This window comes from Nonomuraea sp. NPDC050643 (genome assembly GCF_040654715.1).
Taxonomy (GTDB): Bacteria; Actinomycetota; Actinomycetes; order Streptosporangiales; family Streptosporangiaceae; genus Nonomuraea.
Window position 1 is genome coordinate 28,583 of the sequence record NZ_JBFAIM010000016.1, and the last position, 23,046, is coordinate 51,628.

General features: G+C 65.8%; 29 protein-coding genes and 1 tRNA gene. 9 read left to right on the forward strand and 21 right to left on the reverse strand.

The window, feature by feature from the left end; all coding sequences use genetic code 11:
• The first annotated feature begins 28 nt into the window (after positions 1-28).
• Together AB0I15_RS22425 and AB0I15_RS22430 are read left to right on the forward strand one after the other, a co-directional pair.
• Positions 29-502 (forward strand): SigE family RNA polymerase sigma factor, encoded by a 474-nt coding sequence (locus tag AB0I15_RS22425; protein ID WP_358098529.1) that lies wholly within the window; start codon positions 29-31, stop codon positions 500-502.
• Positions 502-867 (forward strand): hypothetical protein, encoded by a 366-nt coding sequence (locus tag AB0I15_RS22430; RefSeq protein WP_358098532.1) that lies wholly within the window; start codon positions 502-504, stop codon positions 865-867. The genes AB0I15_RS22425 and AB0I15_RS22430 overlap by 1 nt, the downstream gene beginning before the upstream one ends.
• Here AB0I15_RS22430 and AB0I15_RS22435 read toward each other — a convergent pair.
• The 7 genes from AB0I15_RS22435 to AB0I15_RS22465 form a co-directional block, all read right to left on the reverse strand.
• The gene (locus AB0I15_RS22435; protein WP_358098535.1) at positions 857-1,090 is read right to left on the reverse strand and encodes a hypothetical protein; all 234 of its coding nucleotides are present in this window, start codon (positions 1,088-1,090) and stop codon (positions 857-859) included. The two genes, AB0I15_RS22430 and AB0I15_RS22435, sit on opposite strands and share 11 nt — an antisense overlap.
• A complete protein-coding gene (locus AB0I15_RS22440) occupies positions 1,087-2,610 on the reverse strand; it encodes a radical SAM protein (protein ID WP_358098538.1) in 1,524 nt (507 codons plus the stop codon). Before AB0I15_RS22440 ends, AB0I15_RS22435 begins: the two co-directional genes overlap by 4 nt.
• A complete protein-coding gene (locus AB0I15_RS22445; RefSeq protein ID WP_358098540.1) occupies positions 2,607-3,338 on the reverse strand; it encodes a prolipoprotein diacylglyceryl transferase family protein in 732 nt (243 codons plus the stop codon). The genes AB0I15_RS22440 and AB0I15_RS22445 overlap by 4 nt, the downstream gene beginning before the upstream one ends.
• A gap of 1 nt (position 3,339) precedes the next feature.
• Positions 3,340-3,753, reverse strand: a complete 414-nt coding sequence (locus AB0I15_RS22450) for a hypothetical protein (RefSeq protein WP_358098542.1) — start codon at positions 3,751-3,753, stop codon at positions 3,340-3,342.
• A 405-nt stretch (positions 3,754-4,158) separates the two neighbouring features.
• Complete coding sequence (locus AB0I15_RS22455) at positions 4,159-4,482, reverse strand: hypothetical protein (protein WP_358098545.1); 324 nt, start codon at positions 4,480-4,482, stop codon at positions 4,159-4,161.
• An 18-nt stretch (positions 4,483-4,500) separates the two neighbouring features.
• Positions 4,501-5,157, reverse strand: coding sequence for a response regulator transcription factor (locus AB0I15_RS22460; protein WP_358098548.1), 657 nt, complete (start codon positions 5,155-5,157; stop codon positions 4,501-4,503).
• Positions 5,158-5,193: 36 nt separating this feature from the next.
• Positions 5,194-6,399 carry a histidine kinase gene (locus tag AB0I15_RS22465; RefSeq protein WP_358098550.1) on the reverse strand — a complete coding sequence of 402 codons (1,206 nt, stop codon included), beginning with the start codon at positions 6,397-6,399 and terminating at the stop codon, positions 5,194-5,196.
• Between the two features lie 208 nt (positions 6,400-6,607).
• On the opposite strand from AB0I15_RS22465, the gene AB0I15_RS22470 reads away from it, so the two are divergent.
• Positions 6,608-6,680: transfer RNA gene (locus tag AB0I15_RS22470), tRNA-Arg, on the forward strand.
• A 104-nt stretch (positions 6,681-6,784) separates the two neighbouring features.
• Here AB0I15_RS22470 and AB0I15_RS22475 read toward each other — a convergent pair.
• From AB0I15_RS22475 to AB0I15_RS22510, 8 genes are all read right to left on the reverse strand, one after another.
• Positions 6,785-8,002, reverse strand: coding sequence for a site-specific integrase (locus tag AB0I15_RS22475; protein ID WP_358098553.1), 1,218 nt, complete (start codon positions 8,000-8,002; stop codon positions 6,785-6,787).
• A complete protein-coding gene (locus tag AB0I15_RS22480) occupies positions 7,999-8,184 on the reverse strand; it encodes a helix-turn-helix domain-containing protein (RefSeq protein WP_358098556.1) in 186 nt (61 codons plus the stop codon). Before AB0I15_RS22480 ends, AB0I15_RS22475 begins: the two co-directional genes overlap by 4 nt.
• Entirely contained in the window at positions 8,181-9,572 is a 1,392-nt protein-coding gene (locus AB0I15_RS22485; RefSeq protein WP_358098558.1) for a replication initiator, read from the reverse strand. The genes AB0I15_RS22480 and AB0I15_RS22485 overlap by 4 nt, the downstream gene beginning before the upstream one ends.
• A 218-nt stretch (positions 9,573-9,790) precedes the next feature.
• Positions 9,791-9,952, reverse strand: coding sequence for a DUF3970 family protein (locus tag AB0I15_RS22490; protein ID WP_358098560.1), 162 nt, complete (start codon positions 9,950-9,952; stop codon positions 9,791-9,793).
• Between the two features lie 12 nt (positions 9,953-9,964).
• Positions 9,965-10,297, reverse strand: a complete 333-nt coding sequence (locus AB0I15_RS22495; RefSeq protein WP_358098563.1) for a hypothetical protein — start codon at positions 10,295-10,297, stop codon at positions 9,965-9,967.
• Positions 10,298-10,316: 19 nt separating this feature from the next.
• Positions 10,317-10,955 carry a DUF2637 domain-containing protein gene (locus tag AB0I15_RS22500; protein ID WP_358098566.1) on the reverse strand — a complete coding sequence of 213 codons (639 nt, stop codon included), beginning with the start codon at positions 10,953-10,955 and terminating at the stop codon, positions 10,317-10,319.
• An 18-nt stretch (positions 10,956-10,973) separates the two neighbouring features.
• Positions 10,974-12,308, reverse strand: a complete 1,335-nt coding sequence (locus AB0I15_RS22505) for an FtsK/SpoIIIE domain-containing protein (RefSeq protein ID WP_358098569.1) — start codon at positions 12,306-12,308, stop codon at positions 10,974-10,976.
• Entirely contained in the window at positions 12,301-12,630 is a 330-nt protein-coding gene (locus AB0I15_RS22510; protein ID WP_358098572.1) for a hypothetical protein, read from the reverse strand. Before AB0I15_RS22510 ends, AB0I15_RS22505 begins: the two co-directional genes overlap by 8 nt.
• 99 nt (positions 12,631-12,729) lie before the next feature.
• Between AB0I15_RS22510 and AB0I15_RS22515 the strand changes: the two genes are divergently transcribed.
• Positions 12,730-13,107 carry a GntR family transcriptional regulator gene (locus tag AB0I15_RS22515; protein ID WP_358098575.1) on the forward strand — a complete coding sequence of 126 codons (378 nt, stop codon included), beginning with the start codon at positions 12,730-12,732 and terminating at the stop codon, positions 13,105-13,107.
• Here AB0I15_RS22515 and AB0I15_RS22520 read toward each other — a convergent pair.
• Both AB0I15_RS22520 and AB0I15_RS22525 read right to left on the reverse strand, forming a co-directional pair.
• Complete coding sequence (locus tag AB0I15_RS22520) at positions 13,067-13,258, reverse strand: hypothetical protein (RefSeq protein WP_358098578.1); 192 nt, start codon at positions 13,256-13,258, stop codon at positions 13,067-13,069. The two genes, AB0I15_RS22515 and AB0I15_RS22520, sit on opposite strands and share 41 nt — an antisense overlap.
• The gene (locus AB0I15_RS22525) at positions 13,249-13,455 is read right to left on the reverse strand and encodes a hypothetical protein (protein ID WP_358098581.1); all 207 of its coding nucleotides are present in this window, start codon (positions 13,453-13,455) and stop codon (positions 13,249-13,251) included. The genes AB0I15_RS22520 and AB0I15_RS22525 overlap by 10 nt, the downstream gene beginning before the upstream one ends.
• Positions 13,456-13,609: 154 nt before the next feature.
• Here AB0I15_RS22525 and AB0I15_RS22530 point away from each other — a divergent pair, with 154 nt between their 5' ends.
• Complete coding sequence (locus AB0I15_RS22530) at positions 13,610-14,350, forward strand: helix-turn-helix transcriptional regulator (protein WP_358098584.1); 741 nt, start codon at positions 13,610-13,612, stop codon at positions 14,348-14,350.
• 2 nt (positions 14,351-14,352) lie between these two features.
• Positions 14,353-14,829, forward strand: a complete 477-nt coding sequence (locus AB0I15_RS22535) for an NUDIX domain-containing protein (RefSeq protein ID WP_358098587.1) — start codon at positions 14,353-14,355, stop codon at positions 14,827-14,829.
• Here AB0I15_RS22535 and AB0I15_RS22540 read toward each other — a convergent pair.
• From AB0I15_RS22540 to AB0I15_RS22555, 4 genes are read right to left on the reverse strand one after another with little or no spacing between them, the layout of a single operon-like run.
• Entirely contained in the window at positions 14,797-15,447 is a 651-nt protein-coding gene (locus tag AB0I15_RS22540; protein ID WP_358098590.1) for a DUF6000 family protein, read from the reverse strand. The two genes, AB0I15_RS22535 and AB0I15_RS22540, sit on opposite strands and share 33 nt — an antisense overlap.
• A 37-nt stretch (positions 15,448-15,484) precedes the next feature.
• On the reverse strand, positions 15,485-16,036 hold the full coding sequence (locus AB0I15_RS22545; protein ID WP_358098593.1) for an HD domain-containing protein: 552 nt from the start codon (positions 16,034-16,036) through the stop codon (positions 15,485-15,487).
• Positions 16,037-16,093: 57 nt separating this feature from the next.
• The gene (locus AB0I15_RS22550) at positions 16,094-16,555 is read right to left on the reverse strand and encodes a winged helix-turn-helix domain-containing protein (protein WP_358098596.1); all 462 of its coding nucleotides are present in this window, start codon (positions 16,553-16,555) and stop codon (positions 16,094-16,096) included.
• A 14-nt stretch (positions 16,556-16,569) separates the two neighbouring features.
• Positions 16,570-16,914, reverse strand: a complete 345-nt coding sequence (locus AB0I15_RS22555) for a hypothetical protein (RefSeq protein WP_358098599.1) — start codon at positions 16,912-16,914, stop codon at positions 16,570-16,572.
• 146 nt (positions 16,915-17,060) lie between these two features.
• Between AB0I15_RS22555 and AB0I15_RS22560 the strand changes: the two genes are divergently transcribed.
• From AB0I15_RS22560 to AB0I15_RS22570, 3 genes are all read left to right on the forward strand, one after another.
• Complete coding sequence (locus AB0I15_RS22560) at positions 17,061-17,789, forward strand: XRE family transcriptional regulator (protein WP_358098602.1); 729 nt, start codon at positions 17,061-17,063, stop codon at positions 17,787-17,789.
• A gap of 660 nt (positions 17,790-18,449) precedes the next feature.
• Entirely contained in the window at positions 18,450-19,919 is a 1,470-nt protein-coding gene (ltrA, locus tag AB0I15_RS22565) for a group II intron reverse transcriptase/maturase (RefSeq protein ID WP_358098605.1), read from the forward strand.
• 457 nt (positions 19,920-20,376) lie between these two features.
• A complete protein-coding gene (locus AB0I15_RS22570; protein ID WP_358098608.1) occupies positions 20,377-22,773 on the forward strand; it encodes an SIR2 family protein in 2,397 nt (798 codons plus the stop codon).
• The last annotated feature ends 273 nt before the right edge of the window (positions 22,774-23,046 follow it).

A 23,046-nucleotide genomic window follows, 5' to 3' on the forward strand; every position in this document is an offset into this window, starting at 1 on the left:
AAACCCGTGTCAGGTGATCCCTGGGTTCGTGGAGGATTTCGACGAGCTCGTCCGAACCCGGGGTGACGCGCTTCTCCGGTACGGCTACGTCCTGGCCGGCAATTCCGAGGACGCGGCCGACCTCGTACAGGAGGCCCTGGCCCGCCTCGGCGACGCCTGGCCCCGCGTGCGCAAGAAGCACGACCCCGAGGGCTACGTGCGCACGACCATGGTCAGGCTGCACATCAGGGCGTGGCGCAGGCGGCGCAGGGAAGACCTGGTCGCCGCCGTCCCCGAGCGCGGCGAGTTCGACCGCTACGGCGACGCCGACCTGTGGTCCGAACTCCAGGAGCTGCCCCGCAAGCAACGTGCCGTTCTCGTGCTGCGCTACTACGAGGACCTGCCCGACCAGGAGATCGCGGACATCCTCGGCGTCTCCCGGGGAACCGTGCGCAGCCAGGCGGCCCGTGCCCTGGACAAGCTGCGGATCAAGCGAGTGACCCCTGCGGCGCGGGAGGCGTGATGAGAAGCGAACGGGACCTGGCCAGGACCATGCGGACGGCCGCCGGGCAGGCCGGGAACCATGATCTCGCCCAGGGCGTGGCCAGGCGGCGGCGCGCCCGGCGTACCAGGCAGCGGGTGCGGGCGCTGCTCGCCGCGGCGGCGGTGGTGGCGCTCGCGGGCGGCACGGCGGTGGTCGTGTCGGGCGAGGCGCGGCGGGCCGGACCCGCGGTGACCGTGACACCGTCGGCGCCGCCGCGAATCGAGCGGGCCGCGGAGCCGTGGCGACATGCCGTCCCCGAAGAAGAACTACTGCCCGCGGCACCTCGAAGTGGGGCACCCGCCACATCGCCTGGTACGGCGAGCCCCCCACCGATCACCAGATGATCGCCGCGAGCGCCGCCAGCCCGATGAGGCCGAGGTAGGCCAGCACGAGCCGGGTGTCCCTGAGCAGGCATTTGCTCCGGGTCAGCCCCGCTCGCCGCGCCTTCCAGTAGCCGGCGAACCCCAGGACCGCGAACCCGAGCACCGCCCACGGGCCGAGCAGCCAGGCGATCAGGGCGACGGTGGCGTACACGCACAGCCTGAGCGGGTCGTACGGCTCCTTCATCGGGTGCTTCCCTGGGCGGACAGCCGCTGCCTGGAGAGCTGCGGCCAGGCCTGCACGGCACAGAACGGCGCGCACTGGTCCTGCTCGGCACGCGTCCCCACGTGCACGCAGCACTGCGTGAGCCGCTCCTCGATCATGGTCGAGATGTCCATGAACGGCTTGACCGTGAGACGCACCACGCGCTCCCCCAGCATCCGGCGCAGCTTCCTGCGCCGGCCCGGCAGGGCCGAGGAGGCGAGCGTGAGGAGGGTGGAGACGCCGAGGTCGCAGTTCTCGCAGATGTTGCGCCACAGGTCGCCGATCTGGGGGTGTGACAGCGACGACTGCTCCGACAGCAGCCCGAGCAACGACTCCTGTACGGCCATGCGCAGCTCGCGCGGGATCTCGCTGTCGGCGATGCGGTTGGAGACCAGGCCCAGGTTCTCTTTCAGGCGGTCGTGGCCGATCAACTGGGTGAGCGAGCGCCACTGCTGCGCGTCGTCGCGGATGAGGTAGCCGACCGAGCAGCAGTGGGGGTGCGAGCAGGGCAGGGCGGTCAGGTCGCGCCAGGTCACCAGGCCGTCGGTCTGCGGGCCGAGGCGCTTGAGCACGCCGGTGTGGGTGAGCCGGTCCATCGGGTCGATGGCGCCCGACCTGCCGGAGCCGAACTGGGGCTGGAGCGAGACACCTCCGACGTACGGGGTGTCGAGGGCCAGGCGGACGACGTCGCCGATCTCGCCGTCGTTCACGCCCAGCGCGGCCGTCATGACGAGGGTGGTGAAGATCTCGCGTTCCGACAGCCGCTGTACGGCCTGCGCCTTGATCCGGGTGAGGTCACCACCCCGGTGGTGCACGGAGGCGGCGGCCGAGGTGCCGTCGTACTGCAGGTAGACCTCGACGCGCTCCCGGTGCTCGGTGAGCAGGTCGAGCAGGGCGTCGTCCCTGGCGATGAGGACGCCGTTGGTGTTGATCAGGATGCGGGTGACCGGGCGGTCGTTCAGCTCGGCCAGGAGGGTCTTGAGCTCGGGGTGCAGGGTGGGCTCGCCACCGCTGAGCATGAGGACGTCGAGCTTGCCGTTCTCGCGGGCGAGGCGCTGGTCGACGTTCGCGAGGATGTCGGGGACGGGGACGATGCCGGTGAGGTCGGGGGAGCTGTCGGCGAAGCAGGTGGGGCAGCGCAGGTTGCAGGCTTCGGCGATGTCTTCGAGGAGGATGCAGGTGTGCTGGGTCTGCATCTCGGGGAGACCCTGGAGGTACGCGGCGGGGATCGGGGCGAAGTTCCCCGAGACATCCGGCATGTGGACTTTGGTGGGGGCGGTCCACTCTTCGAGGTATTCGAGGATTTCTGGGTCCTCGTCGTACAACGTCCGGATCAGGCCGTGTTCGCGGCAGCCGCGTTCCAGCCACACCCTGCCGTCGCGCTCGGCCAGATAGCCGCTCAGCCGCTCGACCTCGTGGAGGTCCTGGCCGTGGCACCTGGGGCAGAACGCGTTGACGTACCTGAGGATGCGATCACCCCGCAGACCCATCCCTGCACTCATGTCATGACCTTCCGCTCGAAAAGGGGATCGTAGTAGCCGCGCCGCCAGCCGTACGCGAGCCTGACGGCCAGCAGGAGCAGGCCGGGGACCAGGAACCACTGGGGCCGGGTCAGGTCGAGCCAGACGGTCTCGTTCGCCCTGGTGAACTCGACGATGAACCGGAAGGCGGCGTACGCGGCGAGGTAGAGCGTGAACAACTCGCCGGGACGCGTGAGCCGCTTACGCGCCCACAGGAGCGCGGCGAAGACGACGAGCTGGAAGATGATCTCGTAGATGAACGACGGGTGCATGGCCTGCCCGGTGAGGCACCCCGGGCATTCGGGGGTCGTGGGCGGGGCGTGCACACCCCACGGCAGGTCGGTGGGCCTGCCCGGGGCCTCCGTCAGGTGGCATCCGATCCGGCCGACGGCCATGCCGAGCGCCACGGCCGGGGCGAACAGGTCGCCGGTGCGCTCCTTGTAGCCGATGATCTTCTTGGCCACCAGCACGCCGACGTACGCGCCGGTGAGGCCGCCGAGGATGCTGCGGGAGCCGTACAGCCAGAGGTCCTTCAGGTCGAGGGTCTCCAGCCAGCCCGCCAGCCGCATCCCGATCGCGCCCCCGACCAGGGCTCCGGCGACCGCGATCAGGGACTGCTCGTTGAGCGCGCCCCGGCTTCTGGCCTCACGTACGAAGACGATGGAGGCCACGAGGACGCCGAGGCCGACGAAGATCTCGTGGTAGGGCATGTCAGCCGTACAGGCCTGGGTTGAGGCCGGTGCAGAGCCCCGCGGACAGGATCGACCACAACGCCCACCCCATCATCAGGCCCAGGCCGAGCCCTCTGGTCCATGCCCTGCGGACGAAGCACAGCCCGATGCCCACGCCCAGGCCGATGAGGGCGAGGACGGCGGCGCCGGCGATGACGTAGGGGGTGCTGTCGCCGCTTTGGCCCATGGCGGCGACGAAGATGAAGAACCCGATCACGGTGTTGAGCACGCTGTAGAGGGCGAGCCCGGCGAAGAGCAGACCAACGAGCACCCCTGCGGAGTTACCGCTGGACGGGGGTGGGGGCGGGGGTGGGGGCGGCGGATACTGCTGCCCGTACGGCGGCTGCGGATAACCCTGCCCCGGCCCCTGCTGCCCCTGCTGTCCCTGCGACATCGGCCCCTGAGGCGGCTGCCACTGACCTGACGGCCCCTGAACCGGCGGCGGCAAGGGCACCGGCGCACCCGTCGGAGGCGGCGGGGTCGGGGACGGGCTCGGGGTCGGGGTCGGGGTCGGGGTCGGGGTCGGGGCGGCCGGCGGCAAGAACTCCGGCTGCCCGCCCGACCCAGGTCCACTTGACCCAGGCCCGCCCGACTCCTCCTCGCGCCCCGATTCATCAGACGACGACGGTGGTGGTGGTGTGGTCATGGCCTCGGTCTACCCCCCAGTCGCGATCAGACTAGGCCAAAGCAATTGATACTCACTCAATCCCGTCACCATCACCCACATCTTCCACCCACATCTTCGCCAACCCACCCCCAGGCGCCCTGCCCTACCTACGCCCAGGTGTACATCTGCCGCCTAGGTGTACATCTGCGGATTGAGCCCCGTACAGAAGCCCGCCGACACGATCGACGCGAGCCCCCACCCGATCATCAGCCCCAGCCCCAACCCCACCGACCAAGACTTGCGCAGCCCAACGAGCACGATCCCGGCCCCGATGCCCAGGAGCGCCAGAAACACGGCCCCGATCCCGATCCCGACCGTCGACTCCATGCTCAGAGCGACAAGCCCGACGATCACGTTGACACCCAGATAGCCGAACACCCCGGCGGCGGCCAGCGCGACGGTCGTCCCCGTCGATCGAGGCGGCTCGGGGGACGGCGGCGGCGAGGGATTGCTCACGGCGCTCACACTACGGTGCTATGTCCCCTCCGAGTAGTGGTCCGCGTAGTGAATCGCCGCCTGCACCCGGCTCCTCAGCCCCAGCTTGTTCAGCACCCGGCTGACATGTGTCTTCGTCGTGGCCTCGGCCATGTCGAGCTCCCTGGCGATCTCGGCGTTGGACAGCCCGCGCCCGATACAGGCCAGCACCTCCCGCTCCCGAGGCGTCAGGCCGGCCGGATCCCCCGCCGATTCCGCCGGTGCCTCCCTGCGCAGCGGCGCCTGCTCGGCGAAGGCCGCGATCAACCTCCGGGTGACCCCCGGCGAGATGAGCCCATCCCCCCGAGCCACCACCCGAACGGCTTCCACCAGCGCCTCGGCATCGGTGTTCTTCAGCAAGAACCCGGCCGCCCCCGCCCGCAGCGCCCCGAACACATATTCATCGATGTCGAACGTCGTCAGAATCAGCACATCACAGACCCCCGCCAGCTCCCTGGTGGCCGAAATGCCGTCGAGCCGGGGCATCCGTACGTCCATCAACACCACATCGGGCCGCAACCGCCGCGCCATGACCACGGCCTGCTCCCCATCACCGGCCTCGCCCACCACCTCGATGTCGTCGACCCCATCAAGAATCAACACGATCCCGGCCCGAACCGCCGCGTGATCGTCCGCCACCAGCACCTTCACGGTCATCGACCCGCCTCACTCCTTCGCCTTCGCCGCAAAACGTCACCTCCCACGCCCACCCCCGACACGACCCGACCCCACCCCCAAAGAGGAACCCTCCGTAGGCAGCGCAGCCGAAACCCGCCACCCCTTCACCCCGGCCTCTCCCCCTGCACCAGCTTCACAAGGCCCGGCTGCAAAAGACCCGCCCACCAGCAGGGCCCGCTCCCGCATCCCGATCAACCCGGCCCCAGCCCCCGGCAACCGGGCGGCGCTCCGCCCGCCCAAGGCGTTCTCGACACTCACCAGAACCCGCTCAGGCTCGTAGGCAAGAACGACCGCCACCGGCGATTCCCCATGCTTGAGCGCGTTGGTCAGCGCCTCCTGCAGAATCCGGTATCCGGCGAGATCGACCGACGCGGGCAGTTCCCGAGGATCCCCCTCGACCCGCATGCCGGCGGCCAGCCCGGCCCGCGTCACCCTCTCCACCAGGGTCTCCGCGTCGGCCAGCCGGGGCCGCGTGGCCTCGATCTCCCCTTCATCCCCTTCGTGCCGCAACAGCCCGATCATGGTTCGCATCTCGGCCATCCCCTTGACGCTGTTCTCCCGCACGGACTCCATGATCTTCCGAACGGTCTCCCGATCAAGATCCTTACGCGAAAGCGCGGCCGTGGACTGAATGGCGATGGCGCTGAAGTGGTTGGCGATCATGTCATGCAGTTCGCGGGCCATCCGCGTACGCTCAGCCGTCACCGCGGCCTGCCGATCGAGCTCCGCGAGATGAGCCACCTGCTCGGCCCGCACCCGCTCGGCCGCGGCCCGATCCCGGTGCTCCCGCAACACCAGCGCGGTCGTCACAGGCGTGACGAGCACCAGAGCCGCCTGCACCCCCATGACGGCCAGCACCCCCCAGTCCTCGGCCACGAACCCGGCGATGGCCCCACCGACGACAGCCAGCGCGGCCGTGATCCCCAGCAGCACCCGAGCGAACCGGGCAGGCCCATAGAGCGCGGCGGCGTACAGGTTGTCGGTGAACACCAGCACCGTCCCCAGAGACGGCCCCACGAACCCGTCCAGCACGATCCCGACCACCCCCAGCCCCAAGGAAGCCAGGGGAGCCCGCTGCCGCACCAACACCCCCGCGCAAGTGAACACCAACGGCACACCCACCACCCACACAGGCACACCACGATCAACGAAGGCGTGCCCCGCGATCAGCACCACCCCCATCACGAAGGCCGCCGCCGCCCCCAGCACCACCCGCGTCATGGCCCCATCCCACCACCTCCCACCCCCGTTTCCCTCCTGCGAAGGTCCGCCTGTGGATACACCCTTCGATGTATCCACAGCCCCCCACCAACTCCACCCGACCCCCCGAACACCCACCCCAAGCCCCCACACCGACCCGCCGCCGCCAAGATTGCCTTAACTGGTTCGAGGCACTGCCCAGAACCCGCTATGCTTGCTTACGCAGCAAGCGGCCGTAGCTCAATGGATAGAGCATCTGACTACGGATCAGAAGGTTACGGGTTCGACTCCTGTCGGCCGCGCACATGCTGAAGGCCCGCTACCAGGGATTCTCTGGAGCGGGCCTTTGTGTTTGTCAGGACAATCTTGGGATCTTGCTAACACCCCTGCTAACACGGGTTTCTCCTCACTCGCCAATCGCTTCGGCGAAGATGTCGGCGGCTGATGCCTCGGCGGCGCGGATCACGTGGGCGTAGACCCGGAGGGTGATCGACGGGTCAGCGTGGCCAAGACGGGCGGCGACGACATGGACCGGGACGCCCGCCAGGAGCAGAGTCGTCGCGTGGATGTGGCGTAGGTCGTGCAGCCGTGCGCGTGGCAACGGCGTGCCGCGGTTTGCCTGGTTGTATCGCTTGGTCAGGATCGGGAAGAGCGAACTGAGCGTGTCGGGGTGAACGGGCTCACCCCATCCGGTGGTGAACACGTGATCGCCCGCACCGCGCCACTCAGGACCGAGCTGGAGCTTGTCTGCGGCTTGCTGGGAGCGCTGTGTACGGAAGACCTGCAACGTACGCGCGTCGAGGCTCACAACGCGCTTACGGCCGCTCTTGGTGGTGCCCTCGACCCGCTTACCGTCGATGAACGAGGCCGAGCCGCGGATGGTGATCTGCTTGCCATCGAGATCGACGTCAGACCAGCGAAGGTGCAGGAGTTCGCCGCGCCGGGCACCGGTGTAGGCCGCGACGTGAAAGAAGGGCCAGAGGCGGTGCTCGCGAGCAGCCAGGAGGAACGTCTTGAGCTGGTCCGTGGTCCAGACTGTGCCGGGCTCGCTGATCTCCCGACGAGGGCGCTTGGCCTTCTCGACCGGACTGGACGACAGGATCTCATCGACGTTCACGGCGTCGCGGAATGCCTTCCGGAGCACGGCGTGGACGTAGTCGACCGTGCGCGCGGAGAGCGGTCGTCCGTTCTTGCCGCCGCCGGCCCGCAGATCCCGATACAGCTTGGTAATCGTGGAGGCTCGAACAGCCTGTAGGCGCAGGGTGCCGATATTGGGCTTGATGTATCGGTCAATGATGTGCCGGTAGTCGGCGAGGGTCTTAGGCTTGATCTCGACGGCGTGGGCCTCGATCCACTCATCGAGGTATTCGCGGACGGTGATCGTGTTGCGGTCAACGTATTCACCGCGTCGGGCCTTGACCCGTGCTTCGTCACGTGCGGCCTTGGCGTCATCCTCGGTGGCAAAGCCGCCTACCCATCGAGGCTTGCTCTCCCCCGTTTCGGTGTCTCGGACCCTGATCACGTAGGACCAGGTGGTGCCGCGCTTCATGACACCGTCTCGTAGTTTTGGCGCCTTCCTCTTGCGAGGCTGCTCGTCTGGTGCACCGACGAGGGTCTTGGTCATACGGCGGCCTCCTTCCTGGTCAGGTGAGTGATGTAGTCCGTGAGAGCCGCAACGGGGATGCGGCGAGATCCGTCGATGCGGATGGAGTCGACTGCGCCGACGGCGAGCAGTTGGTAGAGCTTGCTGCGGGAGATGGCCAGAGCTTCAGCGGCTTCTGGCACGGTGAGAAGGAGCCGGGTCATAGGCGGTTCGTTTCGGCTTGCTGCGGCATCGCCATCGGTGTTCTGGTGAGAGCCGCGGCGAGGAGTTGATCTCCCGCTGAATAGCCCTTGCCTGCGTACTCCCATTCGCTGATCACGAGGATGGTGTCTTCGTCGAAGAGGGGCAGGCGTCCGTGGGTGACCTCTTCTGTGAGAACGAAGCGCTCTCTGGCTGCTCGGAGTTCGCCAAGGGTGGTGGAGTAGCGGCGGGAGCGGGTGGAGAAGTGGCCGCGGAAGCCGAGCATGTGGGCCCAGTCGGCAAGCCGGAGTTCGGCCAGATCCGGCAGGGTGCCGAGGTGCATGCAGGCGGCGATGAGGCGTTGGGCGTGGTCGCGGAGGTTGAAGGCGTCGAGGTTGTCGAGTGGGTTGATGCGGCGGTCGAGGGTGCCGACGCATTCGGCGGCTTTGGTGGCGTACTTGGCGATGTAGCCAGCTACGGCTTGTTCGGTGAGGTCGCCGTCCAGGGTGATGGGGCGGACGTCGAGCTGGTCGCCCCAGCGTAGGACTCGCTCAGGCTGGTCTTCGTAGGCCGGGGCGGTGGCGGTGACGGCTTTGGTCGCGTGTTGGATGGCGTGGGTGAGGGCGTCGGTGGTGGCCCAGGCCGGGGGTGGGAACGCTGGTCCGTCGGAGCTGTCGAGTCGGATGACGGCGTGGAAGTGGACGACGCCTCGGCGTTGGTATTCGGCGACTTTGACGAAGGAGAGGGTGAGGTGGTGGCGGAGTTCTTTGAGCGGGAGTCCGGCGTGTTTGGCGAGGTGACGGCGTACGGCGTCGGCGAAGCGTTTCCACAGCAGCGGGGCCAGGGCGTTGAATAGGACGGAGCCGGTGTAGTCGTAGCAGTCCGGGCACAGCGGCTCGCCGATGCGCGGATCGTCCTTGCCGTGGCGGGCGGTGCAGGACATGGTGCGCCCGTGCGGGCAGGTGGGCGCGTTGCGGCGGGCGTGGCAGGGGTGGACCTTGCCGTTCTTCTCACGGCGCGCGTGGACCGTTCCAAAGCTCGGCGCGGTGAAAGTGACGAACAGGGTCGGGTGGCTGGTGACGGTCTCCGGGACGCCCTTGCCGCCGATCAGTCCGGCACGGATGAGTTGGTAGGTGTCGGCGCGGTAGGTCTCGGCGCAGGCCGGGCAGCGGGAGGCGCGGCGGGTCTTGCAGGGCAGGCGCAGGATGCCGTCGGGTTCGTGGCGGGTGGTGTAGCTGTGCAGGAGCTGTCCGGTGGCCTGGTCGTAGTGGTCGACCTTGCCGCGCAGGTGGATCGGTTGGCGGCAGCCGCCGGTGTTGCGGACTTGGGTGGCCCAGCGGTCGTAGTCGGGGTGGTTGAGTCGGGCAATCATGCCCGCTTTGGCGTGCGCGGTGGCGTGGGTTGTGGGCAAGATGGTGTCCTCCTTTCGCTCGTTCGGGTGAAGGGATGGCCCTCGACCTGGCGTGTGTCTTGGCGGATGTGCGGCCAGGCCGGGGGCGCTGCGCTGTTTAGGCGCCGTGGTTGTCGATGCCGGTGCCGTCGCAGTCGAGGCAGCGGTTGTGGTCGGTGTTGAGTCCGGTGCCGTTGCAGGTGCAGCAGCAGTGGTGGTGGATCACCTCGTGCACGTGGTCACTTCCGTTCGCGTGCGGTGGTGGTGAGGTAGATGCGCCAGTGGTGCGGCTTGCCCCGGTCGGGGTAGAGGCGTGAGGCGCCGGTCACGGTGAAGTGCTGGCGCAGGCGGAACAGGGCGTCGACGATTTCGGCGCGGGTGCCGTCAAGGCGGATGCGCACGGCGGGCCTCCTTCAGGTGTGGTCGGGCTGGATGCAGCCGTAGTAGCTGGCTTCGGCGTCGTGGCGGGCGCGGGCGGCGGCGAGGACGGCGACGGCGCGGTATTCCACCGGCCCGAAGAAGATCGAGGTGGCGTAGTGGCCGTACGGTGAGTCCTCGAAATCGATCTCTGATCCGATGCGGGCGGCGATCTGGTCGATCTCAGCGCGAAGGCCGGCGTCGTCGTCCTGCTTGGGGAAGTGGTGCAGGGTGACGCTGGAGGAGACGGGTAGGTCGGGGTGGGCTTCCAGGAACGCGGCCAGGTCGAGCAGGCCGTTGATGAGTGCCGAGCGGTGGTTGCGCGTCATCGGTGGTCTCCCTTCTGGGTCAGGCGGTGCGCAGAGTGCGCATGAGGTGTGAGGCGAGTTCGTTGGAGACGCCCAGGCAGGCGCGTAGGGCATCGCGGGTGATGGGCTTGCCGTGTTTGGTGTGGTGTTCGTCAGCGACGCGGCGGGCGTAGTCGACAAGGGCGGGCGCGAGATCACTGTCCTGGGCGTCGTCATGGTCGGTGTGCTCGTGCGGGACAAGTTCAGGGACCGGGGACGAGGCCAGGACGGGTGAGGACACGGCGGCGGGCGGTTCGGGACGAGCGGCGCGGCGTTCGAGCATCGAGACGGCGATGAGGAAGGCGGCGGCCGGGGTGGCGGCGGTGATCCAGCCCCATACGGTTGGGGCGGCTTGGGCGAGGTTGGCGGCCAGGGACAGGACGATGCCGCCGGACAGGACGAGGACGGGCCAGGAGAGCGGGCCGCGCCGGCCTTTGCCGGTCTTGTTGTCGCGTTGGCGTTCGCGGGCGGCCATGACGCAGGTCAGGTCGATGCAGACGGCGACGGCCCAGGACATCCAGCCGGTCTGGCCGTGCTGGCTGGCGGTGTCACGGATGTGGGTGAACGATCCGGCACCCGCAATGGCGGCCAGGACGAGGACCGGGCCGGTATCGAGCAGCCAGCAGGTGAAGCGTCGCATCGTTCCTCCCTTCATGGTTCAGGCGTCGAGCAGGTGGGACGGGTCGTAGTCGGGCAGGTGTGCGGTGATCTCGTCCCAAGGTGGGGCGAGGTGGGCGTGGGTGCGGGCGGCGTGTTCGGCGGCTTGCTCGGTGACGTAGAAGGAGCGGGCGCGGTACCACTGGCCGTCCTGTCCGGCGACGATGGCCACGCCGGGGGTCTCGGCGGCGATGGCGCGGGCGGAGACCAGCGCGGCGGGGTCGAGGTCGCCGAGGGTCATGGTGGCGGTCTCGGGATCGTTGACGCGGTGGCAGACCCTGCCGGAGCACTGCGCCCGCAGGGCGGTGACGCCGGGGCCGAGGTCGGAGCCGATGCGCTGACCGCAGCAGAACAGGTAGATGCCGAACGCCCGCCCGAGCTGTGCCACCCGTAGCAGCGCCGTAGAGGTTTTGGCGATCTCGTCCTTCTCCGACTTGTCGGCCATCAGGTACAGCTCGGCCAACTCGTCCACCAGCACCACGACCGGCACCGGGCGGATGCCAGGCGGGAGTTGCCAGAGGTTGCGGGCACCGGCCTGACGGCACAAGCCCATGCGGTCGATCATCAAGGCGACCAGGTCATCCAGCAGCGTCACGGACTCCGTACGGCAGGTTGCTAGGGCCGACAGGCGCGGGCTGTACGGGGTGAACTCCACGCCGCCCTTAAGGTCGAAGCCCACGAGCGCCACGGGCTGTGGCGCGAGGCCGACAATGAGCGCGTTGGCCAGGTTGGACTTGCCGGATTGGGTGGCTCCCGCGTTCAGCCAGTGCGGCACGGTCCGGAAGTCGATCGTCCAAGGTCGGCCGGTCTCCAGCCGTCCCACGGTGACCTTGAGCAGCTCATCCGAAGCCGGGAGCTGATCGATCTTGACGAGTGGATCGCGGATGGTCGCCTGGAGCACGACTCGTCCGGGCCGGGGTGAGGAGGCGCGGATGGCGTGTATGCCCCAGGAGTGGGCGAGCTGTTCGGCGGCTTCGGCGTAGTCGCCGGGTGTCTGGCCTTCCAGGGTGTGCAGGGTGACGCGCCAGCCGTGCCGGGTTGGCAGCGGGAGCCACATGAACGGTTTGGTGTCGACGGCGACCCGTTGGAAGCGGCGGCGGACTTTGACCAGGCCGGTGGAGGCGATCGCGCCGGGCACGGTGGTGAACCACCAGCGTTGCCGCTTCTTGGTCAGGCCGCAGCCGAGCGCGACCCGCCGCCAGGACGCGCGGACCGACACGGCGGCGAGCGGGAAGCCGATCACCAGCCAGAACGAGGCGGGATGCCAGCGGCGCCAGGCCCACAGCCCGGCCGCCGTGGCGACCAGGACTGCGAGCACATCCAGCGCGTCACGCATCGGCGGCCTCCCGGACGGGCAGCAGCGCCGAGGCGCGGTAGGCGATGCCCCACTTGCCGGCGATCTCCCAGACGTAGCCGAGCAGGCCGACCGGGTTGACGGTGTCGCCGACGGTGATGGGCGGTTCGCCGGTGATGCCGATCTTGACGAGTTCGATCCGGCCGAACTCGTCCTCAACCGACACGGTGACCTCGTAGACGGTATTGCCATTCTTGTCGGTCTTGATCTCGCCGGTGTCGCGGTTGAGCACCCGAGGGCGGGGAGCCTTGACGCAGGTGATGGCGAGCTTGCTGGTGTCCACAGGGATCGGAACGGAACGCATGAGCGGTGACCTCCTTAGATGTCCTAGCCAACATAGTTAACCTAGTTGGCTCAGTTGTCAACGTCTTCTCGGTTGGCTTGGTTGGTGTTTCGTGGTGTGATGGACGTGATGGTCAAGAACACCGGGCGCCCCGGCTACCTGCAGATCGCCGACGATCTCCGCGCGCAGATCCGCGGCGGCTCCCTCGCGCCCGGAACCCCGCTGCCCTCCACCGCCCAGCTCGCCGACCAGTACGACGCCTCGCTGAGCGTGGTCAAGATGGCCGTCGGCATTCTGCGCAACGAGGGGCTGGTGATCGGCCAGCAGGGCAAGGGAGTGTTCGTCAGCGACTCCGCCGAGGGTGCCCCCGCCGGCGACATGGCCGGCGAGGTGGCGGAGCTGCGCTCCGCCGTACACGAGTTGTCGGTACGGCTGGCGCGGGTCGAGGAGCAGTTGGCTACGTCCACGACACCCCGTTCCGGACGTAGCAGCCGGTAACCTTCCGGGCCAGCACCGCCGAGGCCCCGTCCGGGCGACGCCGCAGGTTCAGCGCCTTGTCCTCCCGGCGGATGCCGACCAGGACTGCGATGTAGCCAACCAGCAGCACGGTGCCGAGCAGTCCGGCGATGATGAGCGCGATCACGTCCACGTCACCCCCGCCATGGCGACGCGGCGCGGGCCGCGCGGGGGACGGCGGGTCTCATCGCGCCGCAGGCCTTCCCGGCGCTTGGCCGCCTGCTTCTTGATCCAGCGGTCCCGTGCCCTGCACTTGCGGCATCGGGTCTGGCCCTCGTCCAGGTCGGCGCTGCATTCGCAGGCGGGCTCGGGGTAGATCTGGTCGGTCATGGGTGATCACCTGTCCTTTCGGTCGCTCCGGTGTTGCCTTACGACACCAAGATTGCGACGGAGAGTTAGGACGAGATCACTACACGACGGGACATGTTCAAGACGTCCGTCCTACGATGTGCAGGTCCCCGGACGTCCCTTGTGAGCAGGTGACATGGCGAACGAGAGGTTGCGCGCAACCCTGTTGCAGCGCGGCGTGAGCATCGCCCAGTTGGCAGAGGCCATAGCGGTCGACCCCAAAACGGTCGAACGGTGGGTAACCAAGTCCCGCGCGCCGTACCGAAAGCACCGCTTTGCGGTGGCTTCGTACCTCGATACCGAGGAAACCTACCTCTGGCCCGAAGCCCTCACCCGCGACCAGGTCGCCTCAGCGTCGGAGTCGGAGATCGTCACCGTCTACCCGCACCGCTGGGCCGTCCCCCGGGACGTGTGGGGACGACTGTTCGCCGCAGCCTCCGAAGAGATCGGCGTGCTCGTCTACAGCGGCCTGTTCCTCGCCGACGACGCCGGACTGCTACGCATGTTCGGCGAGAAAGCCGAAGCGGGCGTACGGGTACGCATCCTGCTCGGCGACCCCGACTCCGCCGAGGTGGCCCAGCGCGGCAAGGACGAGGGCATCGACGACGGCATGGCCTTCAAGATCCGCAACGTCCTCGTCCTGTACCGTTCACTGCGCGAACGCTCCGACGTCGAGTTCCGCCTGCACTCGACCGTGCTGTACAACTCGATCTACCGCGCCGACGACCAGTTCCTCGTCAACACCCACGTCTACGGCGTCCCCGCCGGCAACGCACCCGTCTTCCACCTCCGCAAGGTGATCGGCGGCGACATGGTCAGCACCTACGCCACCAGTTTCGAACGCGTCTGGGACGGCGCAAGGCCCCTAGAGTCGTGACCATGGCCAAGCGGATCGACTACTACGACGACCCCGAAGCACCCGCGCCCAACAGCCTGGTGCCCTCCGTCAACGTCATCGTCACCAACCCGGCCGGCGACCTGCTGATGATCCGCCGCACCGACAATGACAACTGGGCCGTCCCCGGCGGCGCGATCGACCTGGGCGAGTCCATCCCGCAGGCCGCCGTACGCGAGACGCTCGAAGAGACCGGCATCGTCTGCGAGATCACCGGCCTGTCCGGCACCTACAGCGACCCCCGGCACGTGATCCTCTACACCTCCAACGGCGAAGCCCGCCAGGAGTTCTCCATCGTTCTCACCGCTCGCCCGGTGAGCGGCGAGCCGACGCCGAGCAGCGAGTCCCGCGAGGTCCGCTGGGTCCGCCGCAACCAAGTCGCCGAGTTGCAGATGGACAGGTCGATGAGGATGCGGATCGAGCACTTCCTAGCCGGGACCGGCCTGCCCTACATCGGCTGAGTCCAGGAACTGCCGTCTCTTCGGGAGCCATTGAGCAAGACCGGCTCCCATGCAGCTGCTGGCAAACTCACAGAGCAGCTGCATGTGCTGCTTGTGCCTTACCGGATTCTCGCCGGCCAGGGCCGAGCGCTCCCAGAGCCCGCCGGGACCGAGGAAGCGAGCCGCGCGTTCGGCCGAATGCACCTCATCCAGATGGAGGAGAGCCCCCATCGCGGTGTCCTGGTTATATCTGCAGTTTGTCTCTGGGAGCCACCGGTGCAGGTAAGCCGTGAGTATCTCCGCGTCTCGCCTCTCGCCGAAGCGAGCCAGCGCGAAGCAATACCCCTGACCGGCGTAGACGAGTTCGCTCTCCAAGAGCAACTCGCCGAGCTGCTCGCGATGCTGGGTGCGCCGATCCATGCCGATCAGCCAGGCTGCCGTCAGCCGTGCACGCCACTCGCTGTCCAGCAAGACTCGTAGATCATCGTCCGTGATCTCCCGCGCATCCTTGGCCAGTGATCCGGCAAACGAGCGGAACACCGGCTCAGGCAGCGCCAGGAAGTTCCCGTGCAGCAGCTTGAGATAACGGCGGACGTCGTCCTTACCGGGATGCACGTAGCGATGAGCCAGCTTGCTCATCTGAGGATCTGACGGACCCGGGAGACGCATCCACCCATCATGCCCGAGCGCTCAAGGCCGCCTCCACAGAGCGAACCGCGGCGAGGATGCACGGTGTTGATGCGGTGATCGACCGGGAGACCAGGTGTTCCGGCCCGTACCGCGAGTGGATCTCCGCCAGCCGCTCAGTCGCCGTGAGAGGGGTCCCGTCCGGGCCGGTGGTCATGTCGCAGTAGGTGAGCGCCTCCACCAGCTCGGGACGCTCCTCGTCGAACTCCGTGGTCAACTCGGCGAACAGAGAACGTTCGAGCGCCTCGTTGACCGCGCACGAATGATGCGCCACCAGGCGGCAGAGTGTGTCGTCGGCCCGGTACACATCGCGCAGATAACGTGCGCCGTCGAGCGGGTGAAAGCCCGTCGCGACCAGGCTGGGTGCGTATCCGATGTCGTGCAGGTAGGCGGCGGCGGTCAGGGTGTCGGCCTCGTCGCCAAGGATGGGGGCGAGCGACACGGCGCGGGCGGCTACACCTTGGGTGTGCGCCCAGCGCCGTGGCAGCGTCGTCTCCAGCAGGTCTTTGGCGAGGTCATGAGCCCATTCAGCTTGTCCCACACGGCCCACGATAGGCACACGCCGCCCGGACCGAGCCAGCCAGCCCCGCAGGACGTCCTAGGACGTCTCACCTCGCACGAACCGCCCGCGCCCATGCTCGGCCACGATCAGCCCTTCGGCCTCCAGCACCGCGAACGCCTGCCGGACCGTGCTCCGCGAGACCCCGTGAGCCCGCCGCAGCACCAGCTCACTGGGCACGGCACTACCCGGCGCCAGCTCACCCTTCTCGATCTGCTCCCGCAGCCCCCCTGCGATGGCCTGATACAGATACGGGTCCTTCTTGGCCATGCCGCCGCCGAGAACCAGCCGGCCCTTCGAGGGAATCGTCTGAATCAGCCCTTCCTCCTCCAGCACCGCCATCGCCCGTCGTACCGTGTTGCGCGCGATACCGAACTCCGCGCACAACGCCGCCTCAGACGGCAGCATCGAACCCACCGGATACGTGGTCATGTTGATCCGTTCTCGAAGTCGGTCGACGAGCAGCGTGTAGACCCGCCAACCGGTCAGCCACCTGGACACAGTTCCTGGATGTCTCAGAGCCGGTACGCCTGGACGAGCTTGTCCAGGTTGAAGCTCAGTTCCCCCTGCTCCTCCTCCCGCCATCCGGTCTGGGCGGCCTGCTGAACCCGCTCAACCGCAGTGGGGAGTTGCAGGCAGGAGATGCGCTCGTCGAGTTGGTCGCCCCAGTAGAACCACCGGAACTGCAGATGGACGTAGACGCGGCGAGCCCGATCGGCGGCGTCGAGCACTTCGACGCCGGGACGGCCGTCGTCCTCGATCAGGAAGACGGCGGGTATGTCTCTGTCCGCTAGGTCGTTGCGTAGTGCGGCGAGCAATGTCTCCTCGTACGCCCGTTGACGCTCCTTGATACTGCTCATGACCGTTCTGTCCCTTCGTCGTTACGGTCGGTACATCGAGGTTCGCCCGCAGTCGGGAACCTTTACACCGCAACTCAGGGACGTCTAGGGACGTCTCGTGTTAACTTCCCAGGCAGAACGCCCGGCCCCTACGGGAGGTGCGCCCCATGAACGACCATTTGCGCCAGGCCCTGAACAACGCCCGCCTCCAACCGGTCGATGTGGCCGCACATCTGGCCGTCGACCCCAAGACCGTCGCCCGCTGGCTCGCCGGCCGCACCCCACACCCCCGCCACCGCTGGGCCGTCGCCGACCTCCTCCACCTCGACGAAGCCGACCTCTGGCCCCACCTGGCCGAACAACACCGCACCATCCCCGACGAGGTACAGGCGGTGTATCCACACCGCTGGGCCGTTCCCCAGACCGCCTGGCGGCAGCTCCTCCAGTCAGCCACGCACAGGATCGACATTCTCACCTACAGCGGCCTCTTCCTTGCCGAAGACACCGGCCTCCTCCACGTGATTGCCGACCGAGCCCGCGCAGGGGTCAGGACGCGGATCCTTCTCGGTGACCCCGGCGCTTCCCAGGTGGCCACACGAGGCGTCGATGAGGGCCTCGGGCCGGAGGTCATGGCCGCACGCACGAGGAACGCCCTCGTCCTGTACGGCCACCTCTCCGGCGTCAACAACGTCGAGATCCGCACCCACCAGACCGTGCTGTACAACTCGATCTACCGCGCAGACGACGACCTACTGATCAACGCCCACGCCTATGGCACACCCGCAGCCCAAGCCCCGGTCATCCACCTGCGAATCCTCGGACCATCCGCAGCAGCGACAACCTACCTCGACAGCCTCGAAAGCGTCTGGGCAAGCGCCAAGCCCTGGATAGGCTGACCGGTCACCGAGCTCAAGATCACCAAGTCGGTCTAGCTCAGAAAGCCAAATATCTGTACGTCATCAAGGGTGCGCCGTGCGGCGCACCGGTTCGTGAGGAGGTGAAAGACCTTCTCCTTCGTCCTGTCGCAGCAGGGCGGGGAAGCTGAGGGCAGCCTAACCGGGTGGTGCCGGGGATGGCGAGAGCAGCCCTGACAAAGCCGGGACGGGCCAGTACTGCCAGATGGTGTGGGTCCGGCGAGCGAGGTGGAAAGGAGTACGCGAGGAACCGGCGTCATTACGTCCTTCAACACGTAGGACCGGCTCAAATCTGGTGGATATGGGCCGGGCGCGGTGCGTCCCGTCGTGTGCTTGAGCGGCGGGAACTTCCGGAGACGGCCCCTTGAACGGCTCCGGGAGGCCACGGGGAAGGTCTGCGGCGTACCCATGGCGAGGCCGCTGGGATAGAGCCGGGCTCCTCCTCCACCCAGCGAATCGGTGTGAACACGGGAACCATCCGGTCGCATCTCCCGGCGCGCGGGCAGCCAGCCCCGACGCCGGGATAGACGCACCGACCGTCGAACGGGCCGGATGGGGCGGAGCCGCCGTAGTAGTCCGAGGCCGGGAAAGCCGGCCACATGGCCAAGGGCGGCAGCGGTATCGAGAAGGGAGGAGGCTGCAATGCCGAAAGACGCGCCACCGAATGGCGGCGCCTGGCCGGAGGCGATCCCGGTGGGTCCGCGCCGGAAGGTATCGGAGATGCAGGCCAAGCTTCACCGTTGGGCGGTGGCCGATCCCGGCCGCCGGTTTGACGATCTGTTCAACCTCGTGCACGACCCGGCGACGCTGCTTGCGGCGTTCGAGCGGGTCGCGGGCAACACCGGCTCCCATACTCCCGGCATCGACGGGCTGACCGTCGCCGACGTGGAGGAACATGTGGGGGTCGACGGCTTCCTGGCCGATCTGCGAGCCCAGCTCAAAACGGGCTCGTTTCGTCCGCTGCCGGTGCGGGAACGTCTGATTCCCAAGCCAGGCGGCAGCGGAAAGATGCGTCGCCTGGGCATCCCCACGGTGACCGACCGGGTCGTCCAGGCAGCCGTGAAACTGGTGCTGGAGCCCATCTTCGAGGCCGACTTCCTGCCGGTCTCCTACGGGTTCCGACCCCGGCGGCGAGCCCACGACGCGATCGCGGAGATTCACTACTTCGGCACCCGGGCCTACCGCTGGGTGCTGGATGCGGACATCGAAGCGGCCTTCGACAACCTCGACCACGTGGCCCTGATGGACCGCGTGCGCACGCGGGTGAAGGACAAACGCGTCCTGGCACTGGTCAAAGCCTTCCTCAAGGCGGGAGTTCTCACCGAACTCGGCTCCTTGCGCAAGTCTCACGCCGGTACGCCGCAGGGCGGCATCTTGTCGCCCCTGCTGTTCAACATCGCCATGCACGCGCTCGATGAGCACCTGCACCGGCCCTGGCAGCAGGACGGCACGATGAGCACCCCCGCCCGACGTGTCCATCGCCGCCGCAAAGGCCTGCCGAACTGGCGACTCGTCCGCTACGCCGACGACTTCGTCATCCTCGTGCACGGCACCGGCGACGACGTCCACGCACTGCGCGAGGAAGTCGCCGAGGTCCTGGCCCGGCTCGGGTTACGGCTGTCACCGTCCAAGACCCAGGTCAGACACCTCAGCGAGGCGATCGACTTCTTGGGGTTTCGCCTCCAGTGGAGCCGCAAGCACGGAACGAGCCAGTGGTACCTCTACACCTTCGTCTCACACGCGGCCATCCGCTCCGTGCGCGCGAAGGTCCGTGCCCTGACGCCCAGAACGTCACAACACGACCTGGCCAAACTGCTGCGGAGGATCAATCAGATCACCCACGGCTGGGCGGCCTACTTCCAGCATGCCGTGGCCCAGCGCACCTTCGACAGCCTGGACCACTTCACCTGGTGCAGGCTGATCCGGATGCTCATGGTCCGGCACCGCTGGAAGTGGAGGGACATCCGCCGCCGCTACGTCATGCCCAGCGGGCAATGGCGGCCCATCGCGGCAGGCGAGATCGAGTGGAAACGGACAGCGGCCATCCCGATCACGAGATACCGCTACCGAGGCAACACGATCGGCAACCCCTGGGTCCCCGGGACCACCTGACGGCAGAGACCGTGGAGAGCCCGTTGCGTTGAAAGGCGCACGGCGGGTTCGGCGAGCGGCATGAGGAAACGGACCGAGGGCAATCCCGACACCGCGCCTCATGCCGACTCAACCGGCCCGCCTGCGGCGAGCCGCAGCGCGAGGCATGGCCCGGTCGCGCTGCGGCTCTTCGGCCGGTCGCGACCGGGCCGTCCCACGCGCGGCGATAGCAGCCATAAAGACCTATTACAAAGTCATTAAACCGGTCATAGGCCACTCCTTCCTCAGTAATCACTGCAGCAGTATTCGGATTTCACCTCTTATATGGTGACAAGCTGCCCTAGATGATCACTGATATCAAACCGTTCTCAAGAACCCACTTGGGGAGAGGATGACATGCTTCCAGAATGTGTCGTATAGTGATCTCTCCCCTGCTGGCAGCAACCACGAGGAGGTTTGCTTGCTCAGCCTTTCCGATATGGCGAAGCAGTTGGACCCGCTGCGGACCACCCTCTTGCTTGGCGCCGGCGTCTCGGTAACATCCGGTGCTCCGACAGGAGCTGAGTTGTCCCGAACACTCGCCGCAGAGTTGGACCCGCCACCTTCCGGCGACGATCTCTCTGAGATCTGTGGGATCTACGAGAATCGACGGGGCCGAAAAGAACTTGTTAAGTCTATTCGTAGACGACTTTTGGGTTTAGAGCCGTCGGGCGCGCTTGCAGCTCTACCAAGCCTTCCTTGGCGGGCAATCTATACAACTAACTTTGATCAGTTGGTTGAGCGGAGCTATCAGTCCGCGACTGTAGACCTGAATGTGATCCGATCAAATTATGACTTCGAGTCCATTGACAGAGCTAAAATAGTAACGTTGTACAAAATTCATGGTTGCATCAGACAGGATATTGTAGACGGGCATAAGGCGCGGCTTCTTCTGACGGAGCGAGACTACGGAGAGTTGCAAGAGTACAGGGGTGCTCTATTTCGCGCCTTACAGTTTGACATGGCAACGTCGGACACTCTCATTGTGGGGCAATCACTTCGCGATCTTCATCTTCGCGAAATGGCTAAGGAAGTGGCTAAGCTAGCGGATCAAGGCGCATCCGGAAAGGTCCTACTTCTCACCTATGAAAATGACCCTGATCGAGCATTGCTATTTGAGCAAAAGGGTTTCTTGGTCGCGTCGGGGTCCTTCGAAGATCTACTTCATAATCTACTCACCATTAACCCTGATAGTTCACGCTTAGTTCATTCGTCAACTTCAATCGAAGCGGATAAGCTGCCTCCTGCTTTGGCAACGGTCACTATCGAAGTATCGCGTGCATCACAATTCGCGGCCGACGAGGTCCGTCTCTTCAACGGTTCTCCGGCAACATACGGCGATATAGCGGCCGACCTTACGATTAAGCGAGGTATGGAAGCGCGACTTCTAAAGATGTTGGAAGATAGATCGAAAGTCTGTCTAATTTTAACCGGGACGGCCGGAGTAGGAAAGACGTCACTCGCACGAAGCTTGCTATTCAATCGCCATAAAGCAGGCGTCCAGTGCTGGGAGCATTCAGGCCCGTACCTGTTTGATGCTGATTCTTGGATTGCAGTCGAGAGCGGCCTAAGGCAGGCCGGACGCCAGGCCTTCCTACTTGTAGACGATTGCGTTCAGAGACTTAGTACGCTAAACAAGCTAGCAGAACATCTCGGGAATACTGAGCAGCCTCACTTAAGACTCATCTTGACTGCTAATAGTCATCAGTGGAAGTCGCATACCAAGTCGCCGGTCTTCTTTAGTAAAGGTATAGAGGAGCGCCTGTCACGCTTGACAGAGTCGGACCTAGAGCAACTTGTTAATCTGGTCGAGAGACAACCGAAGATCCGACGCCTTGTTGAACAGAGATTTGCTCTGCTCCCGCGTCATCAACGCATTCGAAGGCTGCGTGACCGCTGTCATGCGGAGATGTATGTGTGCCTAAAGAACATCTTTGGAAGCGAGCAGCTCGACGATATCCTCTTGAAGGAATTTGCAGAGCTGAGTGAACGCGAACAGGATATCTATAGGCATGTGGCTGTTTTACAAGCTATGGGCTGCAGGGTACATCGCCAGCTGATTCTCAAGCTGCTCGGGGTAGACGCCGGCAGTTTGAGCGCTATGCTGGCCCTTCTCGACGGCATAGTCGAAGAATATGATATTGAACCTCATAGCGGCCTCTACGGATGGTCTACCCGTCATGATGTTATTGCGGCCGTTATAGCCACTTACAAGTTTTCCGATCCTGGAGAGCTGCTCCAGCTCTTGCGGCGGTTGATTGATGGGATCAACCCGTCAGTATGGCTGGAACTTGAAACTGCGCGGTCAATCTGTACAACAGAATGGGGTATTGAGCGACTGCCAAACCCAGAAGATCAAATTATTCTGCTACGCCAGATTATTCGAATGCTGCCAGCGGAACGTACCCCAAGGCGACGACTGGTTCGTAAGTTCCTAGACGCGAATGAGATCGACAAGGCGGCGCAGGAGATACAGCTCGCCAAGGAGAGTATTGGTCAAGACCATGTGATCGACCGATATGGTGTCCGGCTGGCCATGGCACGGGCTGAGTATACGCGCGGTATCCTTGATGAAGATCGCATTGCTATGCTTCATACAGCTCGGACACTCGCGCTCGCCTGCATAAATAGGAACAGTCAAGATCGCCAGAGTTATCGTATATATGCAGATGTTGGCGTGGCTCTAGCGCGACGCGCTCATGATGTATCCGTACTGGATGACGCGCTGGCACGAATGCGTGAAGCGGAACAAACGATCATGGATCCGGAGCTTTCTAGAGATCGTCGGAGTTATGAGCAGCAGGCTCGTTCGTTTCGATCGTCGCTGAGTGAATGATGAACTCTAGCCCTGAGAGGCATCATCGCATCCATGAAAGGGGGCAGCAAAAGCTGAAATTTGTGCTACGGAAGTTTCTCAAGGACATTCGGCAGGGCCGTCATGTTGACGCCTATGTTGTTCTTTTGGTCTGCGCACTCTTCGCTTTGGCCTCTATATTTGGCGATTTCATTCCCATCAATGCGCGATGGGCAGTACTTTTTTCCGGAGTCGGACTACTCGTCTACCGTACGATCACGCCGACTCGTCAGCGATTTTTTATAGACGACCTCG

Excerpts from the sequence above, each read along its gene's own strand:
- AB0I15_RS22500 (WP_358098566.1), bottom strand. The coding sequence starts at position 10,955 with ATGCGACGCTTCACCTGCTGGCTGCTCGATACCGGCCCGGTCCTCGTC.
- AB0I15_RS22435 (WP_358098535.1), bottom strand. The coding sequence starts at position 1,090 with ATGAAGGAGCCGTACGACCCGCTCAGGCTGTGCGTGTACGCCACCGTC.
- AB0I15_RS22535 (WP_358098587.1), top strand. The coding sequence starts at position 14,353 with ATGGCCAAGCGGATCGACTACTACGACGACCCCGAAGCACCCGCGCCC.
- AB0I15_RS22530 (WP_358098584.1), top strand. The coding sequence starts at position 13,610 with ATGGCGAACGAGAGGTTGCGCGCAACCCTGTTGCAGCGCGGCGTGAGC.
- AB0I15_RS22445 (WP_358098540.1), bottom strand. The coding sequence starts at position 3,338 with ATGCCCTACCACGAGATCTTCGTCGGCCTCGGCGTCCTCGTGGCCTCC.
- AB0I15_RS22495 (WP_358098563.1), bottom strand. The coding sequence starts at position 10,297 with ATGACGCGCAACCACCGCTCGGCACTCATCAACGGCCTGCTCGACCTG.
- AB0I15_RS22460 (WP_358098548.1), bottom strand. The coding sequence starts at position 5,157 with ATGACCGTGAAGGTGCTGGTGGCGGACGATCACGCGGCGGTTCGGGCC.
- AB0I15_RS22555 (WP_358098599.1), bottom strand. The coding sequence starts at position 16,914 with ATGAGCAGTATCAAGGAGCGTCAACGGGCGTACGAGGAGACATTGCTC.
- AB0I15_RS22450 (WP_358098542.1), bottom strand. The coding sequence starts at position 3,753 with ATGTCGCAGGGACAGCAGGGGCAGCAGGGGCCGGGGCAGGGTTATCCG.
- ltrA (WP_358098605.1), top strand. The coding sequence starts at position 18,450 with ATGCCGAAAGACGCGCCACCGAATGGCGGCGCCTGGCCGGAGGCGATC.
- AB0I15_RS22475 (WP_358098553.1), bottom strand. The coding sequence starts at position 8,002 with ATGACCAAGACCCTCGTCGGTGCACCAGACGAGCAGCCTCGCAAGAGG.
- AB0I15_RS22505 (WP_358098569.1), bottom strand. The coding sequence starts at position 12,308 with ATGCGTGACGCGCTGGATGTGCTCGCAGTCCTGGTCGCCACGGCGGCC.
- AB0I15_RS22515 (WP_358098575.1), top strand. The coding sequence starts at position 12,730 with ATGGACGTGATGGTCAAGAACACCGGGCGCCCCGGCTACCTGCAGATC.
- AB0I15_RS22560 (WP_358098602.1), top strand. The coding sequence starts at position 17,061 with ATGAACGACCATTTGCGCCAGGCCCTGAACAACGCCCGCCTCCAACCG.
- AB0I15_RS22465 (WP_358098550.1), bottom strand. The coding sequence starts at position 6,399 with ATGACGCGGGTGGTGCTGGGGGCGGCGGCGGCCTTCGTGATGGGGGTG.
- AB0I15_RS22440 (WP_358098538.1), bottom strand. The coding sequence starts at position 2,610 with ATGAGTGCAGGGATGGGTCTGCGGGGTGATCGCATCCTCAGGTACGTC.
- AB0I15_RS22480 (WP_358098556.1), bottom strand. The coding sequence starts at position 8,184 with ATGACCCGGCTCCTTCTCACCGTGCCAGAAGCCGCTGAAGCTCTGGCC.
- AB0I15_RS22570 (WP_358098608.1), top strand. The coding sequence starts at position 20,377 with ATGGCGAAGCAGTTGGACCCGCTGCGGACCACCCTCTTGCTTGGCGCC.
- AB0I15_RS22430 (WP_358098532.1), top strand. The coding sequence starts at position 502 with ATGAGAAGCGAACGGGACCTGGCCAGGACCATGCGGACGGCCGCCGGG.
- AB0I15_RS22510 (WP_358098572.1), bottom strand. The coding sequence starts at position 12,630 with ATGCGTTCCGTTCCGATCCCTGTGGACACCAGCAAGCTCGCCATCACC.
- AB0I15_RS22525 (WP_358098581.1), bottom strand. The coding sequence starts at position 13,455 with ATGACCGACCAGATCTACCCCGAGCCCGCCTGCGAATGCAGCGCCGAC.
- AB0I15_RS22540 (WP_358098590.1), bottom strand. The coding sequence starts at position 15,447 with ATGAGCAAGCTGGCTCATCGCTACGTGCATCCCGGTAAGGACGACGTC.